At 59.9% G+C, this 16,114-nt stretch carries 13 protein-coding genes and 2 rRNA genes (1 of these 15 only partly in view); 14 read left to right on the plus strand and 1 reads right to left on the minus strand.

The genetic code is table 11. The annotated features are described in order from the left end of the window. From G7048_RS14460 to G7048_RS14510, 11 genes are all read left to right on the plus strand, one after another. A 23S ribosomal RNA gene (locus G7048_RS14460) occupies positions 1 to 2,324 on the plus strand; it begins 555 nt to the left of the window's first position. Between the two features lie 142 nt (positions 2,325 to 2,466). Then, positions 2,467 to 2,579: ribosomal RNA gene (gene rrf / locus G7048_RS14465) — 5S ribosomal RNA — on the plus strand. 339 nt (positions 2,580 to 2,918) lie between these two features. Then, positions 2,919 to 3,323, plus strand: coding sequence for a MerR family DNA-binding transcriptional regulator (locus G7048_RS14470; RefSeq protein ID WP_166068812.1), 405 nt, complete (start codon positions 2,919 to 2,921; stop codon positions 3,321 to 3,323). A 150-nt stretch (positions 3,324 to 3,473) separates the two neighbouring features. After that, positions 3,474 to 4,661, plus strand: coding sequence for an isovaleryl-CoA dehydrogenase (locus G7048_RS14475; protein ID WP_166068813.1), 1,188 nt, complete (start codon positions 3,474 to 3,476; stop codon positions 4,659 to 4,661). 72 nt (positions 4,662 to 4,733) lie between these two features. Then, positions 4,734 to 5,396 (plus strand): carbonate dehydratase, encoded by a 663-nt coding sequence (gene can, locus G7048_RS14480; protein WP_166068814.1) that lies wholly within the window; start codon positions 4,734 to 4,736, stop codon positions 5,394 to 5,396. Positions 5,397 to 5,462: 66 nt separating this feature from the next. Continuing rightward, positions 5,463 to 7,292 carry a bifunctional isocitrate dehydrogenase kinase/phosphatase gene (gene aceK, locus G7048_RS14485; RefSeq protein WP_166068815.1) on the plus strand — a complete coding sequence of 610 codons (1,830 nt, stop codon included), beginning with the start codon at positions 5,463 to 5,465 and terminating at the stop codon, positions 7,290 to 7,292. A 60-nt stretch (positions 7,293 to 7,352) separates the two neighbouring features. Continuing rightward, positions 7,353 to 8,546 carry an acetyl-CoA C-acyltransferase gene (locus G7048_RS14490; RefSeq protein ID WP_166068816.1) on the plus strand — a complete coding sequence of 398 codons (1,194 nt, stop codon included), beginning with the start codon at positions 7,353 to 7,355 and terminating at the stop codon, positions 8,544 to 8,546. A gap of 84 nt (positions 8,547 to 8,630) precedes the next feature. After that, a complete protein-coding gene (locus tag G7048_RS14495; RefSeq protein WP_166068817.1) occupies positions 8,631 to 9,749 on the plus strand; it encodes a hypothetical protein in 1,119 nt (372 codons plus the stop codon). Further along, positions 9,746 to 10,369, plus strand: a complete 624-nt coding sequence (locus G7048_RS14500; RefSeq protein ID WP_166068818.1) for a pyridoxamine 5'-phosphate oxidase family protein — start codon at positions 9,746 to 9,748, stop codon at positions 10,367 to 10,369. The genes G7048_RS14495 and G7048_RS14500 overlap by 4 nt, the downstream gene beginning before the upstream one ends. A 4-nt stretch (positions 10,370 to 10,373) precedes the next feature. Continuing rightward, positions 10,374 to 11,042, plus strand: a complete 669-nt coding sequence (locus G7048_RS14505; RefSeq protein WP_166068819.1) for an SDR family oxidoreductase — start codon at positions 10,374 to 10,376, stop codon at positions 11,040 to 11,042. Between the two features lie 65 nt (positions 11,043 to 11,107). Further along, complete coding sequence (locus G7048_RS14510) at positions 11,108 to 12,238, plus strand: acyl-CoA dehydrogenase family protein (RefSeq protein WP_166068820.1); 1,131 nt, start codon at positions 11,108 to 11,110, stop codon at positions 12,236 to 12,238. A gap of 18 nt (positions 12,239 to 12,256) precedes the next feature. Here G7048_RS14510 and G7048_RS14515 read toward each other — a convergent pair whose 3' ends face one another. After that, positions 12,257 to 12,751, minus strand: coding sequence for a DUF421 domain-containing protein (locus G7048_RS14515; protein ID WP_166068821.1), 495 nt, complete (start codon positions 12,749 to 12,751; stop codon positions 12,257 to 12,259). A gap of 230 nt (positions 12,752 to 12,981) precedes the next feature. On the opposite strand from G7048_RS14515, the gene G7048_RS14520 reads away from it, so the two are divergent. Genes G7048_RS14520 through G7048_RS14530 form a run of 3 tightly spaced genes read left to right on the plus strand, consistent with a single transcriptional unit; the run spans position 12,982 to position 16,114 of the window. Further along, positions 12,982 to 13,821: an aldo/keto reductase gene (locus G7048_RS14520; protein ID WP_166068822.1), complete on the plus strand. Its 840-nt coding sequence runs from the start codon at positions 12,982 to 12,984 to the stop codon at positions 13,819 to 13,821. Between the two features lie 15 nt (positions 13,822 to 13,836). After that, on the plus strand, positions 13,837 to 14,256 hold the full coding sequence (locus G7048_RS14525) for a YchJ family protein (protein WP_166068823.1): 420 nt from the start codon (positions 13,837 to 13,839) through the stop codon (positions 14,254 to 14,256). Beyond that, a complete protein-coding gene (locus tag G7048_RS14530) occupies positions 14,240 to 16,114 on the plus strand; it encodes a HAMP domain-containing sensor histidine kinase (RefSeq protein ID WP_166068824.1) in 1,875 nt (624 codons plus the stop codon). Before G7048_RS14525 ends, G7048_RS14530 begins: the two co-directional genes overlap by 17 nt.

Genomic DNA, 16,114 nt, shown 5'->3' on the forward strand with positions numbered 1-16,114 from the left:
ACCTTTTGTATAATGGGTCAGCGACTTACATTCAGTGGCAAGCTTAACCGAATAGGGGAGGCGTAGGGAAACCGAGTCCGAACAGGGCGTCTCAGTCGCTGGGTGTAGACCCGAAACCAAGTGATCTATCCATGGCCAGGATGAAGGTGCCGTAACAGGTACTGGAGGTCCGAACCGACTAGTGTTGCAAAACTAGCGGATGAGCTGTGGATAGGGGTGAAAGGCTAAACAAACTTGGAAATAGCTGGTTCTCTCCGAAAACTATTTAGGTAGTGCCTCAAGTATTACCTGCGGGGGTAGAGCACTGTTTTGGCTAGGGGGTCATGGCGACTTACCAAACCAAGGCAAACTCCGAATACTGCAGAGTACAGCTTGGGAGACAGAGCACCGGGTGCTAACGTCCGGACTCAAGAGGGAAACAACCCAGACCGCCAGCTAAGGTCCCTAAAATTGGCTAAGTGGGAAACGAAGTGGGAAGGCTAAAACAGTCAGGATGTTGGCTTAGAAGCAGCCATCATTTAAAGAAAGCGTAATAGCTCACTGATCGAGTCGTCCTGCGCGGAAGATGTAACGGGGCTAAGCCAGTTACCGAAGCTGCGGATGTGCAATTTATTGCACGTGGTAGGAGAGCGTTCTGTAAGCCTGTGAAGGTGTCTGGTAACGGATGCTGGAGGTATCAGAAGTGCGAATGCTGACATGAGTAGCGTTAAAGCGGGTGAAAAGCCCGCTCGCCGTAAGCGCAAGGTTTCCTACGCAACGTTCATCGGCGTAGGGTGAGTCGGCCCCTAAGGCGAGGCAGAGATGCGTAGCTGATGGGAAACAGGTCAATATTCCTGTACCGATCAATAGTGCGATGTGGGGACGGAGAAGGTTAGCTCAGCCAACTGTTGGATATGTTGGTTCAAGCCTGTAGTCGTGCCTGGTAGGCAAATCCGCCGGGCTTAGATGAGGGGTGATAACGAGTGTGCTTGCACACGAAGTGAGTGATACCCTGCTTCCAGGAAAAGCCACTAAGCTTCAGCTATTGACGACCGTACCGCAAACCGACACTGGTGCGCGAGATGAGTATTCTAAGGCGCTTGAGAGAACTCAGGAGAAGGAACTCGGCAAATTGATACCGTAACTTCGGGAGAAGGTATGCCCCTAGTAGGTGAAGTTGAACAAACGGAGCTGAATGGGGTTGCAAAAAATCGGTGGCTGCGACTGTTTATTAAAAACACAGCACTCTGCAAACACGAAAGTGGACGTATAGGGTGTGACGCCTGCCCGGTGCTGGAAGATTAAATGATGGGGTGCAAGCTCTTGATTGAAGTCCCAGTAAACGGCGGCCGTAACTATAACGGTCCTAAGGTAGCGAAATTCCTTGTCGGGTAAGTTCCGACCTGCACGAATGGCGTAACGATGGCCACACTGTCTCCTCCTGAGACTCAGCGAAGTTGAAATGTTTGTGATGATGCAATCTCCCCGCGGAAAGACGGAAAGACCCCATGAACCTTTACTGTAGCTTTGTATTGGACTTTGAACAGATCTGTGTAGGATAGGTGGGAGGCTTTGAAGTGTGGTCGCTAGATCACATGGAGCCAACGTTGAAATACCACCCTGGTGTGTTTGAGGTTCTAACCTAGGTCCATTATCTGGACTGGGGACAGTGCATGGTAGGCAGTTTGACTGGGGCGGTCTCCTCCCAAAGTGTAACGGAGGAGTTCGAAGGTACGCTAGTTACGGTCGGACATCGTGACGATAGTGCAATGGCATAAGCGTGCTTAACTGCGAGACTGACAAGTCGAGCAGATGCGAAAGCAGGACATAGTGATCCGGTGGTTCTGTATGGAAGGGCCATCGCTCAACGGATAAAAGGTACTCTGGGGATAACAGGCTGATACCGCCCAAGAGTTCATATCGACGGCGGTGTTTGGCACCTCGATGTCGGCTCATCTCATCCTGGGGCTGTAGTCGGTCCCAAGGGTATGGCTGTTCGCCATTTAAAGAGGTACGTGAGCTGGGTTTAAAACGTCGTGAGACAGTTTGGTCCCTATCTTCCGTGGGCGCTGCAGATTTGAGGAAGCCTGCTCCTAGTACGAGAGGACCGGAGTGGACACACCTCTGGTGTACCTGTTGTCACGCCAGTGGCATCGCAGGGTAGCTATGTGTGGAAGAGATAACCGCTGAAAGCATCTAAGCGGGAAACTCGTTTCAAGATGAGATCTGCCGGGGCCTCGAGCCCCCTGAAGGGTCGTTGTAGACCACGACGTTGATAGGCTGGGTGTGGAAGAGCAGTAATGCTTTAAGCTAACCAGTACTAATTGCCCGTGCGGCTTGACCCTATAACTTTGATACAATCAAAGACTTGTAGTTATGCCAAGTACGCAATCAAATTAAGTTCAGCACAATCTGAATAAAACCTCAGCTGATTGAGATTCTATGAATTCGTTGTGAAGCCACAAGGCTCCACGACACCAAGTTATGCCTGATGACCATAGCAAGTTGGTACCACTCCTTCCCATCCCGAACAGGACAGTGAAACGACTTCGCGCCGATGATAGTGCGGGTTCCCGTGTGAAAGTAGGTCATCGTCAGGCTCTTACAGCCCAAGCCGCCCTCCAACTCGAAAGAGTGGAGGGCGTTTTGCTTTGCGCTTTGCGGAAGCCAAAAGACCTCCCGCTCTCGGCTCGCTAGGTCGACAGCGCGCCAACAACTATCCCCGCATCGGGTGCAGGCGGGCTTTGCCGCCACGCCTGGCCATCCCCAGAGCTCCGGGTGCACTCCGCGCCAAATTGGCATCAAGAGCTGACAGCTCCCAAGAATCCATCTCGATTCGCGCCCATTCATCCCGCTCTGGGATATATTGACGTTCACGTCAATCAGAATGGCTGCGCGCCTGTGCCCAGCCCTTCGCGAGCACACAAAAATTCCAATTCATGCCCACGACTTACACCATCAGCGATCTTGCCAAGGAGTTCGACCTCACCACGCGTGCGATGCGCTTCTATGAGGACATGGGGTTGCTGCGTCCCGATCGCACAGGGCCTGGTGGACGCAGCCGTGTCTACAGCTCGCGTGATCGCACGCGTCTGAAACTCACGTTGCGTGCCAAGCGGCTCGGGCTTTCGCTGACGGAGGCAAAGGAGATCATCGATCTCTACGACAGCCCGCGTGATACCGGCAATCAGCTGCGCAAGTTCATGGAGGTGCTGGGTCAGCACCGACGTCAGCTGGAAGCGCAGATGACGGACCTACAGGCGAATCTCGACGAGATCCGCGAGCATGAAAAAGAAGCGCTGGCGCACTTGCAGCGTCTTGAGTCCGAAGTGAAAAATAAGTGATAATTGACGTTTACGTAAACGTCATATGTGTGTTTCGCATTCCGCCATCAGCGGGATGAAGCAGTGAAATGGGCCTGTCGTGCCCCTTTCGCATAATCTGTTGAACGCCCGTTTGCAGTTCACCTTCCTACATCTCTCGGAGACAAACCCATGAGCCTTGCCAACCTGCCCGGTCTGAATTTCCAACTCGGCGAAGACATCGACGCGCTGCGCGATGCCGTGCGTGAGTTTGCACAGGCTGAAATCGCACCGCGTGCGGCCGAAGTCGATCGCACCGATCAGTTTCCGATGGATCTGTGGCGTAAATTTGGCGAGCTGGGTGTGCTTGGCATCACAGTCTCCGAGCAATATGGCGGCGCCAACATGGGCTACCTCGCGCACATGGTGGCGATGGAGGAAATCTCCCGCGCCAGCGCGTCCATCGGTCTGTCGTATGGTGCGCATTCGAATCTGTGCGTGAACCAGATCAACCGCAACGGCAACGAAGCGCAGAAGGCCAAATACCTGCCCAAGCTGATCAGCGGTGAACATGTGGGTGCGCTTGCGATGAGCGAGCCGGGCGCTGGCTCCGACGTGATCAGCATGAAGCTGAAAGCCGAGGACAAGGGCGGCTACTACCTGCTCAACGGCACGAAGATGTGGATCACCAACGGTCCCGATGCCGACACGCTGGTGGTGTATGCCAAGAGCGAGCCCGAGCTGGGCGCGCGTGGCGTGACCGCTTTCCTGATCGAAAAGGGCATGAAGGGTTTCTCGATTGCGCAGAAGCTCGACAAGCTGGGCATGCGCGGCAGCCATACGGGCGAGCTGGTGTTCGAAAACGTCGAAGTGCCTGCCGAAAACGTGCTTGGCCAAGTCAATGGCGGCGCCAAGGTGTTGATGAGCGGTCTCGATTACGAGCGCGCCGTGCTGACTGGCGGTCCGCTGGGCATCATGCAGTCCGTCATGGACAACGTGATTCCGTACATCCACGACCGCAAGCAATTTGGCCAGAGCATTGGCGAGTTCCAGCTCATCCAGGGCAAGGTCGCCGACATGTACACCGTGCTGCAAGCTGGTCGTTCTTTTGCCTATACGGTCGCCAAAAACCTCGATCTGCTGGGAACTGACCATGTTCGTCAGGTTCGCAAGGACTGCGCGAGCGTCATTCTGTGGACTGCCGAGAAGGCGACCTGGATGGCGGGTGAAGGCGTGCAAATCTATGGCGGCAATGGGTATATCAACGAGTACCCACTGGGTCGTCTCTGGCGAGATGCGAAACTCTATGAAATTGGCGCGGGCACCAGCGAAATCCGCCGCATGCTGATCGGCCGCGAACTGTTTGCAGAAACCTGCTGACGGACAGTTCCACACCTTTGCTGACGCGCCATCTTTTCCTCCTGTATCAGCCAAGCCAAAAAGGAAAACCTTATGAGCACAACCTCCATCGAACAGCTGTTTGTCCACAACCGCGAGTGGGCAGCGCAGGTGGAGCGTGAGCGGCCCGGTTTCTTCACCGGACTGATGGCGCAGCAAAAGCCCAAGTACATGTGGATCGGCTGCTCCGACAGCCGCGTTCCCGCCAACCAGATTTCGGGTCTGGAGCCCGGTGAAGTCTTTGTGCACCGCAACGTGGCCAACGTGGTGGTGCCCAGCGACCTGAACTGCCTGTCCACCATTCAGTACTCCGTCGATCACCTGAAGGTCGAGCACCTGATGGTCGTTGGTCACTATGGCTGCGGCGGCGTGCTGGCCGCGCTGGAAGGTCTGCGTCTGGGTCTGGTGGACAACTGGACCCGTCACGTGCGCGATATCCGCGACAAGCACATCAAACTGATCGAATCGATTTCGCCTCAATGGCGTCACGACGCGCTGTGCGAACTCAATGCCATCGAGCAGGTCGTCAACGTCGCGCAATCCACGGTGATGCAGGATGCCTGGGCGCGCGGCCAGAAGGTCACGCTGCACGGCTGGTGCTACAGCCTGAAGAACGGCCTGATCACCAATCTGGAAATGACCGTCCCGGGCGTCGGTGGTCTGGAAGAGGTGTACACCGCGGCCATCGACAAGGTCGCAACGCGCAAGCGCGACTGAGCGCCGCCGCCAAGCCAAGTCACTCGTCCATCATCGCTGCCCGCAAAAAGGCAAAGGCACCCACCCATGTTCCCGCAACGTCTGGATGCCCCGCAGGCCTACGACATCGCCAAGGCGATGATGGATGGCTTCAACCGGCACTACAAACTGTTCCGCGCCGAGTCGGCGCGGGCCAAGCATCGCTTTGAAACGCAGGACTGGCACGGCCAGCAGCGCGCGCAGCGCGAACGCATCGAGTTCTACGACCTGCGCGTGAAGGAATGCGTGATGCGGCTCGACAAGGAGTTCGCCGCAGGCACGCAGTCCATGAGCGTGTGGCAGCAGGTGAAGCTGCACTACATCGGCCTGATGGTCGAGCACCTGCAGCCCGAGTTGGCCGAGACCTTCTTCAACTCGGTCACCACCAAGATCCTGCATCGCACGCACTTTCACAACAGCTTCATCTTCGTGCGTCCCGCCGTGAGCACGGAGTATCTCGAAAGCCGCGCTCCGGGCGCGTTGCCGACCTACCGCGCCTACTATCCGCAGACGCTGGAAAAGCTGCCGAACGCCTTGCGCGAGCTGTTCGAGCAACTCGATCTGCAATGCGCGTTCGACGATCTGGATCGCGACATCGAACTGCTGTCCGAGCGCATCGCCAAGCGTCTTGAAGGGCTTACGCTGCGCGCGAATTTTCAGATTCAGGTGCTCTCGAATCTGTTCTACCGGAACAAGGGTGCCTACCTCGTCGGCAAGATCATCACCGGCTATACCGAGCTGGCTTTTTCGGTGCCGATTCTGCACAACGGCGAAGGCAAGCTGCTGCTGCACGCCGCGCTGTTCGGCGAAGACGACATGCATGGCCTGTTCAGTTTTGCGCGCGCGTATTTCATGGTGGACATGGAAGTGCCGAGCGCCTACGTGCAGTTTCTGCGCACGCTCATGCCGCGCAAGCCTCGCTCCGATCTGTACACCGCACTGGGTCTGGGCAAGCAAGGCAAGACGCTGTTCTATCGCGATTTTCTGCACCACCTGAGTTACTCCAGCGACAAGTTCCGCATCGCGCCCGGCATCAAGGGCATGGTGATGCTGGTGTTCGATCTGCCGAGCTTTCCGTATGTGTTCAAGCTCATCAAGGACCACTTTCCTGCGCCCAAGGAAACCACGCGCGAGCAGGTCAAGGGCAAGTATCTGCTGGTCAAGCAGCACGATCGCGTCGGTCGCATGGCCGACACGCTGGAGTACAGCCTGGTGGCGTTTCCGCGTGACCGTTTTTCGGACGAGTTGATCGAAGAGATTCAAAAATTCGCGCCCAGCCAGTTGGAAATCAGCGACCGCGATGGCGATGGCAAGCAGGAAGTCATCATCAGCCATCTGTACATCGAGCGCCGCCTTGTGCCGCTGAACATCCATCTGCAGGAATGCTTCGACAAGGGCATCGCCGATCCCGACGCGCACCGCAGCATGTCGCGCGCGGTGGTCGAGTACGGCAACGCGATCAAGGATCTGGTGGCGGCCAACATCTTTCCCGGCGACATGTTGTGGAAGAACTTCGGCATCACGCGCAACGGCAAGGTCGTGTTCTACGACTACGACGAAATCGAATACCTCACCGACTGCAATTTCCGCCGCGTGCCCGCGCCGCGCAACGAAGAGGACGAAATGTCCGGCGAGATCTGGTACACGGTGCGTCCGCACGACGTGTTCCCGGAAACCTTTGCGCCGTTTCTGCTTGGCAACGATGCCGTGCGTGAAGTCTTCATGCGCCACCACGCCGATCTGCTCGATGCGCAGTTCTGGCAATCGCACAAGGAACGCATCCAGGCGGGGCACATGCTCGACGTGTTCCCCTACGAAAACGACCGGCGTCTGCACGAACGCAGCGCGCCGGCACGCGAGCAGGAAGCTGCTTCCTGACTTGCACAACACCGATCCATCCACAGACCACTTCATTCACGACCATCCAAGGAGATTCACATGAGCCAACAACACAACGATCCCGTCGTCATCGTCAGCGCAGCGCGCACGCCCATGGGCGCATTCCAGGGTGACTTCGCCGAGCTGTCCGCCAATGATCTGGGCGGCGCGGCGATCAAGGCCGCGGTGGAGCGCGCGGGCATCAAGCCCGAGCAAGTGGAAGAAGTGCTGTTCGGCAACTGCCTGATGGCGGGACAAGGTCAGGCCCCCGCACGCCAGGCCGGTTTCAAGGGCGGTCTGCCGCAAAGCTCGGGCGCGGTGACGCTCTCCAAGATGTGCGGTGCGGGCATGGAGGCCACCATCCTCGCGCACGACCAACTGATCGCAGGCAGCCGCGAAGTGATGATTGCCGGTGGCATGGAAAGCATGACCAACGCGCCCTATCTGCTGAAGAAGGCGCGCGGCGGCTACCGCATGGGCCACGACAAGATTTTCGATCACATGATGCTCGACGGTCTGGAAGACGCCTACGAACCTGGCCGCTCGATGGGCACGTTTGGCGAAGACTGCGCAGCCAAGTACCACTTCACACGCGAGCAGCAGGACGAGTTCGCCATCGCTTCCGTGATGCGCGCGCAGGCCGCGACCGAAAACGGCGGCTTCAAGGCCGAGATCACACCCGTCACCGTCAAGACCCGCAAGGGCGACGTGACGGTGAGCGTGGACGAAGGCCCGGCCAAGGCCCGGCTCGACAAGATCACCAGCCTGAAGCCCGCGTTCAAGAAGGACGGCACGATCACCGCTGCTTCGAGCTCCAGCATCAACGACGGCGCGGCCGCCATGGTGCTGATGCGTGAATCCACCGCCAAGCAACTGGGCTGCAAACCGCTCGCGCGCATCGTCGCGCACGGCACGCACGCGCAGGCTCCTGAATGGTTCACCACGGCTCCTGTGGGCGCGACCGAAAAGGCGCTCAAGAAGGCGGGCTGGAAAGTGGAAGACGTCGACCTGTGGGAAGTGAACGAAGCCTTCGCCGTGGTGCCGATGGCGCTGATGAAGGAACTCAACGTTCCGCACGACAAGGTCAACGTGAACGGCGGTGCATGCGCTCTGGGTCACCCCATCGGTGCGAGCGGCGCGCGCATCATCGTCACGCTGATTCATGCTCTGCAATCGCGCGGCAAGAAGAAGGGCCTGGCCACGCTGTGCATCGGCGGCGGTGAAGGCACGGCCATGGCGATCGAGCTGGTCTGAGGACCGGTCCGTTAGTCAGATGGAGTAGGCTACGCGTTCCGGGGCCGCAGGCTTGCGGCCTCTTTCGTCTACCGGGAGACAGGCATGAGTTCTGATGACAACCACGACGACAAGGAACTGCCGACGCCTCTGAGCGTGCAGCAGATCGAAGATTTCTGGCGCGAGTTCGTGCGGCACGAGAAGGAGCTGAAGACGCTCTCGGATCACGATTTTGTGAATCGCACGAACGAAATTCTGCAGCCGTTCGCGCCCGATCTGGCGCTGGAGCATGAGCGCAGCAAGGACTCGGATACTTCGCTGCTCGTGGTGACGGCTCACGGCAACATCGACCAGTTCGAAAACATCCAGGCCATGGCTCGCCATGCGCCGCAGATGCCGGGCTACAAGGTGCAGGCGTTTCGCAGTCGCGCGCTGGGCAGTGATTTTTCGATGGGCATGGAAGGCTTCACGCTGGCATGTTCCGACGTGCTGGTCGCGCATTACGATGCGGGCGGCAATGTCGGTCTGGAGCTGTCGTTCGAGAAGATCATTCCACCGGACATGCGCGATCATGCGCGGCACATGGCCTTCATCATGCTGGACCATGTGCTGGGCGAATGGGACTTCGCCGTGCGCGTGGGGCCGGTCGAATTCGTCGACGCGTTCTCGGACGAGGTCGCAGGTGCCGAGCCGCTGTCGGTTTTTCCACCGATCTTCGACGCCTTTCTCCGCGAGGATCTGGGGCGCACCTATCGCATGCCGAGCGAAGAAGACGACCGCTGGGTGATGCTGGAGATGCGCCAGCGCGGCGCGCCTCAGGATGCACCGCCCGATCTGCTGACCTTCCGCGCTTCGGCGAACGCGCTGGCCACGCGCGCCGATCTGTCGCATTTTCTGGAGCTGCGCTTCGCGTTCGAAAGCCAGGAAGATCTGGATGAAGCACGCGACGCGCAGGATGCGATGAACGACGAGTTGGAGCGTCTGCATGGCGGCCTGCTGGTGTTCACGCGTGTCGAGCAGATGCGCTCGCGCGTGGCGGGTTACTACGTGGACGATGTGGATTCGGCAAAGCAGTTGGCGGCGCGCGTGAGTGCCCAGCACGCGCCGAATCTGAAGCCCGAGATCGCGGTCACGTTCGATCCTTCATGGCAGGAATATCTGGCGTTCTATTCGGCGGTGCATCCCGCCGAAAGCAACGATGACGATGAGGATGACGACGAATGATCACCACGCTTGAACAACTGCGCAGCATCTACGCTCAACCGGCGGAACGTGCCTTGCGCAAGCAACTCGATCATCTCGACGAGTACTGTCAACGCATCATCGCGCTGTCGCCGTTCTGCGTGATGGCCACGGGCGGATCGCAAGGCTGCATGCTCGACGCGTCGCCGCGTGGTGGTCCCAAAGGCTTTGTGAAGTGCGCCGATCCAAAGCATTTACTGCTGCCCGATGCGGGCGGCAACAACCGGCTCGATTCGCTCACCAACTTGTTGACCGATCCGCGCATTGCGCTGCTGTTCTTTGTGCCAGGTGTGGACGAGACCTTGCGCGTGAACGGTACGGCGCGGCTGCGTGATGAGCCTGAGTTCATTCAGCGCTTTGAAGGCGAACGCCAACTGCCCAAGCTGGTGATCGAGATCGAAGTGCAGGAAGCGTATCTGCACTGCGCCAAGGCGCTGATGCGCTCGAAGCTGTGGAGCGCCGATGTGCAGATCGCGCGCAGCGAACTGCCGACGCTCAACCAGATCATCCATGCGCAGATGGGTTCGAGTGCTGCACCTGAATCGCAGGATGACATGGTGGTGCGCTACAGCCGCCAGATTTCCGAAGAGCAGGGGAGCTGAAACCATGTCCACCGTTCTTGTGATTGGTGCGTCGCGCGGCATTGGTCTGGAGTTGGTGCGGCAGTACCGCGAAGAAGGCCGCCGCGTGATTGCCACGGTGCGCGATGAGGCGGGGCGCGAGCGCGTGCAGGCATTGGGTGCCGAGGCCAAGCAGATCGATGTGACCAACCCCGCGAGCGTGAGCGGTCTGGCATGGCTGCTCGATGGCGAGAAGATCGACATCGCGCTGTATGTGGCTGGTGTGATCCGCAGGCCCAATGCACTCACGCCGCCCACGCAGCAGGACTTCGACGCCGTCATGCACACCAATGTGCTAGGCGCGATGCAGGCGCTTCCGCAGGTCGCGCCGATGGTGGAAGAGGCGGGCGGCGTGTTCGCTTTTCTGTCGAGTTCCATGTCGCAGATCGGCAGTGTCGATGACAGCGGATCGTGGGTTTATCGCGTGAGCAAGGCGGCGCTCAACATGGCTGTGGCGGCGGCGCAGAACGACTATCCGCGTGCTACGCTGATCACCATCGATCCCGGTTGGGTGCAGACCGACATGGGTGGCGCGACGGCGCCCGTCCAAATTGAAGACAGCGTGAGTGGCATGCGCAGCGTGATCGCGACGCTCACCCCCGAAGACAAAGGCCAATTGCTGCATTACGACGGACGTCGTGCAGCGCATTGGTGATTTTTCGAATTTCGATTTCGTTTTTTCTTTTTCAGTAATTCCAACAGACCGTAGAGACAACCAAGATGCTGCTCACAGAAGACCAGGAAATGATTCGCGAAGCCGTGCGCCAGTTTGCGCAGGAGCAGTTGTGGCCCAACGCGGCGAAGTGGGACAAGGAACATTTCTTTCCACGCGATGTGCACAAGGGCTTGGCCGAACTGGGTGCCTACGGCATCTGCGTGCCCGAAGAGCATGGCGGCGCGGGTTTGAACTATCTGTCGCTGGCTTTGGTGCTCGAAGAAATCGCGGCGGGTGATGGCGGCACGAGCACGGTCATCAGCGTGACGAACTGCCCGGTCAACGCCATCCTCATGAAGTACGGCAACGCGCAGCAGAAAAAGCAGTGGCTCGAACCACTGGCTCGTGGCGACATGCTCGGCGCGTTCTGCCTGACCGAGCCGCATGTGGGATCGGACGCTTCGTCGCTGCGCACCACGGCGGTCAAGCAGGGCGACGAGTATGTGATCAATGGCGTCAAGCAGTTCATCACCAGCGGCAAGAACGGCCATGTCGCCATCGTCATCGCGGTGACCGACAAGGGCGCTGGCAAGAAGGGCATGAGCGCGTTTCTCGTGCCGACGAATGCGCCGGGGTATGTGGTGGCGCGGCTTGAAGACAAGCTCGGCCAGCACAGCAGCGACACCGCGCAGATCAACTTCGACAACTGCCGCATTCCTGCCGAGAACCTCATCGGCGCGGAGGGCGAGGGCTACAAGATTGCGCTCGGCGGTCTGGAAGGCGGCCGCATCGGCATTGCCGCGCAAAGCGTGGGCATGGCGCGCAGCGCGTTCGAGTTTGCGGTGCAGTACAGCAAAGAGCGCGAGAGCTTCGGTACCGCGATCTTCAACCATCAGGCCGTGGGTTTCCGTCTCGCTGATTGTGCGGTGCAGATCGAAGCCGCGCGCCAGCTCATCTGGCATGCGGCCAGCCTGCGCGACGCGAATCGCCCCTGCCTGAAAGAGGCCGCAATGGCCAAGCTGTTCGCCAGCGAGATGGCCGAGCGCGTATGCAGCGCGGCGATCCAGACGCTCGGTGGATACGGCGTGGTGAATGATTTTCCGGTCGAGCGCATCTACCGCGATGTGCGTGTGTGCCAGATCTACGAAGGCACGAGCGACGTGCAGAAGATCATCATCCAGCGCGCGCTGGCCTGATCTTTTCGAGCGCCTGGTTCAAACGCCTTCGTCCTTGTTGGCGCTGTCCCGGTTGCGCATGACGATGGTGATCTGGCCGTTGGTTTCTATCGTCGCCAGTTCTACTTCATAGGCCTCAAGACAGCCTGCCTGGTGCAGCGCTGCCTTGAGGTCGTTGCCTGTGATGAGCTCATCGCACATCACCTTGTCGTTGACCTTGCCGTTCTCGATCAGCAGCACGGGTTTGCCGTCGATGAGGTTGGAAAAGCGCTTGCTGTAGAAGGTGCCATAGGCCAGCAGCGTGTGGCTGACGATCAGCGTGAGCGCCGATATCAACCCGCCGATCAGCGAGTTGTCGCCCGCGTTCATCGAGTTCTGCACGGCGTTCGAGAGGATGAGCAGCAGGATCAGATCGAACGGGTCGTACTGACCCACGTTGCGCTTTCCGGTGATCCGCAAAAACACCAGCAGAAAGGCGTAGACGGCGATGCCGCGCACGACGAATTCCCACCACGGTACGGCCATTGTGAACATTGCCACTCCTTCATCGCAAAAGATCGTGTCGATGCAGGCATTGTGGGCGCGGCGCTGCGCGGGCGGTGAACCGGCGATGTAGGACGCAGGCGCGTGTCGATGGCATGTGACGGCGGGGCGCGGAAGTCTGGCAAGGAGTCCTCGCCTGCGGTACGCTTGTCACCTGACGACTCAATCGAGTCCCGTGGATGTCGGCGGTCGGCCGCATACGGCGAACAAGGAACGTTTTCATGACAAGCAAGAATCTGCGCGCGGATACCGTGACGCTGGCGGGTGGGGTGCAACTTCCGCAAATGGGCTTGGGCACCTGGCCCTTGAACGATGACGAGGCTGCGGTGGCGGTGAAGTCTGCGCTGCAGATCGGTTATCGCCATGTCGACACGGCGGAGAACTACCGCAACGAAGTCGGCGTGGGCCAAGGCATTCGCGACGCAGGCGTGGCGCGTGAAGAGATCTTCGTGACCACCAAATTCAACAAGGAGTGGCACAGCGTCGAAGGCGCGCGCACGGCGTGCGAGGCGAGCCTCAAACGGCTGGGGCTGGACTATGTGGACCTGCTGCTGATCCACTGGCCGAATCCCGCGCAGGACCGTTATGTGCAGGCGTTCGAAGGTCTGCTCAAGCTGCGCGATGCGGGGTTGGTGCGTGCGGTGGGGGTGTCCAACTTCAAGGTGGCGCATCTGCAGAAACTGTTCGACGCGGGGCTGACGCCGCAGGTCAACCAGATCGAGCTGTCGCCCACGCGGCCGCGCAAGGAGCTGGTGGCGCTGCATCGCGTGCATGGCATCGTCACCGAGAGCTGGTCGCCGCTCGATCGCGGTGGCGATCTGCTCAAGGCCGACGCAATTCAGAAGGCGGCTGCGGCGCATGGTGTGACGCCCGCGCAGGTGGTGCTGCGCTGGCATGTGCAGCAGGGGCTGGTGGCGATTCCGAAGTCGGCCGACCCAGAGCGCCAGCGGCTCAATCTCGACGTGTTCGGCTTTGCGCTGAGTGCTGCGGAAATGGCGGCCATCGATGCGCTGGAGCAGCCCGAACCCAAGCTGCTCGATGCGGACCGCTTTGGTCATTGATCGGATGGCAGATCGATGACGCCATCCATCTTGCAAGCCTCTGCGCCCTGTCCCTGTGGTCGTGCGAATGCGAAGGGTAAGACCGTTGCGTTCGGCGATTGCTGCGGGCGCTACGTGGGGCATTTCAACGACGTGCCCGCGCCCGATGCCGAGTCGCTGATGCGCTCGCGCTATACGGCATTCGTGCTGGAGGATGTGGAGTATCTGAAGGCGACTTGGCATATGTCCGAGCAACCCGAACAACTGGATTTCGATCCTGCGAGCAAATGGTTGGGCCTGACGGTGAAGGATGCCCAAAGCACGGGGGAGGACAAGGCCGAGGTCGAATTCGTCGCGCGTTACCGCGTTGCAGGGCGGGCCGTGCGCCTGCATGAGCGCAGCCGCTTTGTGCGCGAAGACGGGCGCTGGTACTACGTGGATGGCGACCAGTTCTGATGCTCTCGCCTCACTGGTCGTCGGTGATGAGCTGACGCCGGAGGATGCCGCGTCCATCGACGCGCGGGCGCGGCTGCGATTGCTGCAATCGCTCGCGTCACGCGGGTCCACCGAGGTGGCTGCGTTCGTGATTCCTGCGGCCTTTCTGTGGCTGTATTCGCGCACCGCAACGCCGACCGCGCCCATCTGGCCGCTGGTTCTGTGGTGGCTGGCGATGATGACGTTTGCGTGCACGCTGCTGTGGATACGCAGTCGCTTGAAACGCGAGTGGGCCGCTTATGTGGAGCCAGGAGTGCAGGTGCCGGATGACGCGTCGCTGGCGCGCTGGCAGCGCATCTTCGCGGTGGCTTCGGCGACCAGTGGCGTGCTGTGGGGCCTGCTGATTTTCTGTTCGCACGACGGCGCGAGCTATGAGTTCAGACTGTTCGTGTATCTGGTGCTGTGCGGCGTGCTGGCGTCCGCAACCACGTATCTTGCGCCGATTCCCGTGGTGTTCTGGTCGTTCGCGACGCCTTTTTTTCTGTCTATGCTGATCGCGCTGCCGTGGTATCTGGAGGACCATTGGCATTACATGATTGCGCTGGTGGCGCTCTACGGAATGACGGTGGCAAGGCATGCGCTGGCGGCACGCAAGTTCGTGCAGCAGCAGTTGCAGCAGGAGCACGAACGCCATGCGATGAGCGTGCAGATCCATCGCGCCAAGGTGCTGGCCGAAAACGCGTTGGCCGAAAAGAACTGGTTCTTCTCGGCGGCCAGCCACGATCTGCGCCAACCATTGCAGGCCCTGGGCTTCATGCTGGAGTCGGCGCGCCAGCGCAATCACGATGACAGCGTGGCGGCGGCGTTGGCCGATGTGCAGACTTGCACGCGCGATCTGGACATGATGTTCAACGACCTGCTGGACCTGTCGCGTCTGGAGGGTGGAACGCTGGAGCTGCGCATGCAGCCCGTGCCGCTCGGCATGGTGCTGCTGGATGCGCGCCGCATGTTTGCGCCCGTGGCCGAGCAGCAGGGCGTGGCGCTGCGCGTGCTGCTGCCGCGCGAGGTGGATGCCGCCATCCAGACCGATCTGTCGCTGATGCGGCAGATGGTCTTCAACCTCGTGCACAACGCGCTGCGCTACACGCGCGAAGGCACGGTCACGCTGACCTGCCGACGACGCAATGGCGCATGGCGCATTCAGGTGTGGGACACGGGCATCGGCATTGCGGCGGATGAGGTGTCCAAGGTGTTTGCGGCGCACTACAAGGCCCACGATGGCGGCCATGCGCAGGCCGCTGGATCGGCGCGCGGACGCGGTCTGGGGTTGGCCGTGGTGGCGCGTTCGGCGCAGCGCTTGAATGTGCAATACGGCGTTCATTCGCGGCTCGGGCGTGGCTCGTGCTTCTGGCTGCAATGGCCGCGCGAAGTCGAGGTGGCGGATTCGGAATTCCAAGCGTCGCTCATGCCGATTCAGGATGCCGAGGCGGCGCAGGTGGTGGCACCTGTGCGTGCCACGGTGCTGTTGCTGGATGCGGAAGAAGTGCGTGCGAGCGACACCGCGCGGCTGCTGCGCGGGCTTGGTTGGCAGGTGCGCGTGGCACCATCTGCCGCACATGCGTTGGCGGATCTCGATCAGCATGGTGCGCCGCATGCCGTGCTGTGTGCGGGCCAGTTGGCGGATCACGGCGATGCTGTTTCAGCGCTGGAACGCGTGCTCGAATATGCGCCGGGTGTGACGGGAGCGCTGCTCACCAACGATGCGCAACTGCAGCGCCGGGCCGAGGACGAGGGCTATCTGGTGTTCTCGTTGCCGCTGCAGCCGCGTGAGTTGCAGGTGGTGCTGATGCGCATTGGCGGCGGTACGGCGTTGGCTTGA

The sequence above is a fragment of the Diaphorobacter sp. HDW4B genome, assembly GCF_011305535.1.
In the GTDB taxonomy this organism is placed as follows: domain Bacteria; phylum Pseudomonadota; class Gammaproteobacteria; order Burkholderiales; family Burkholderiaceae_C; genus Diaphorobacter_A.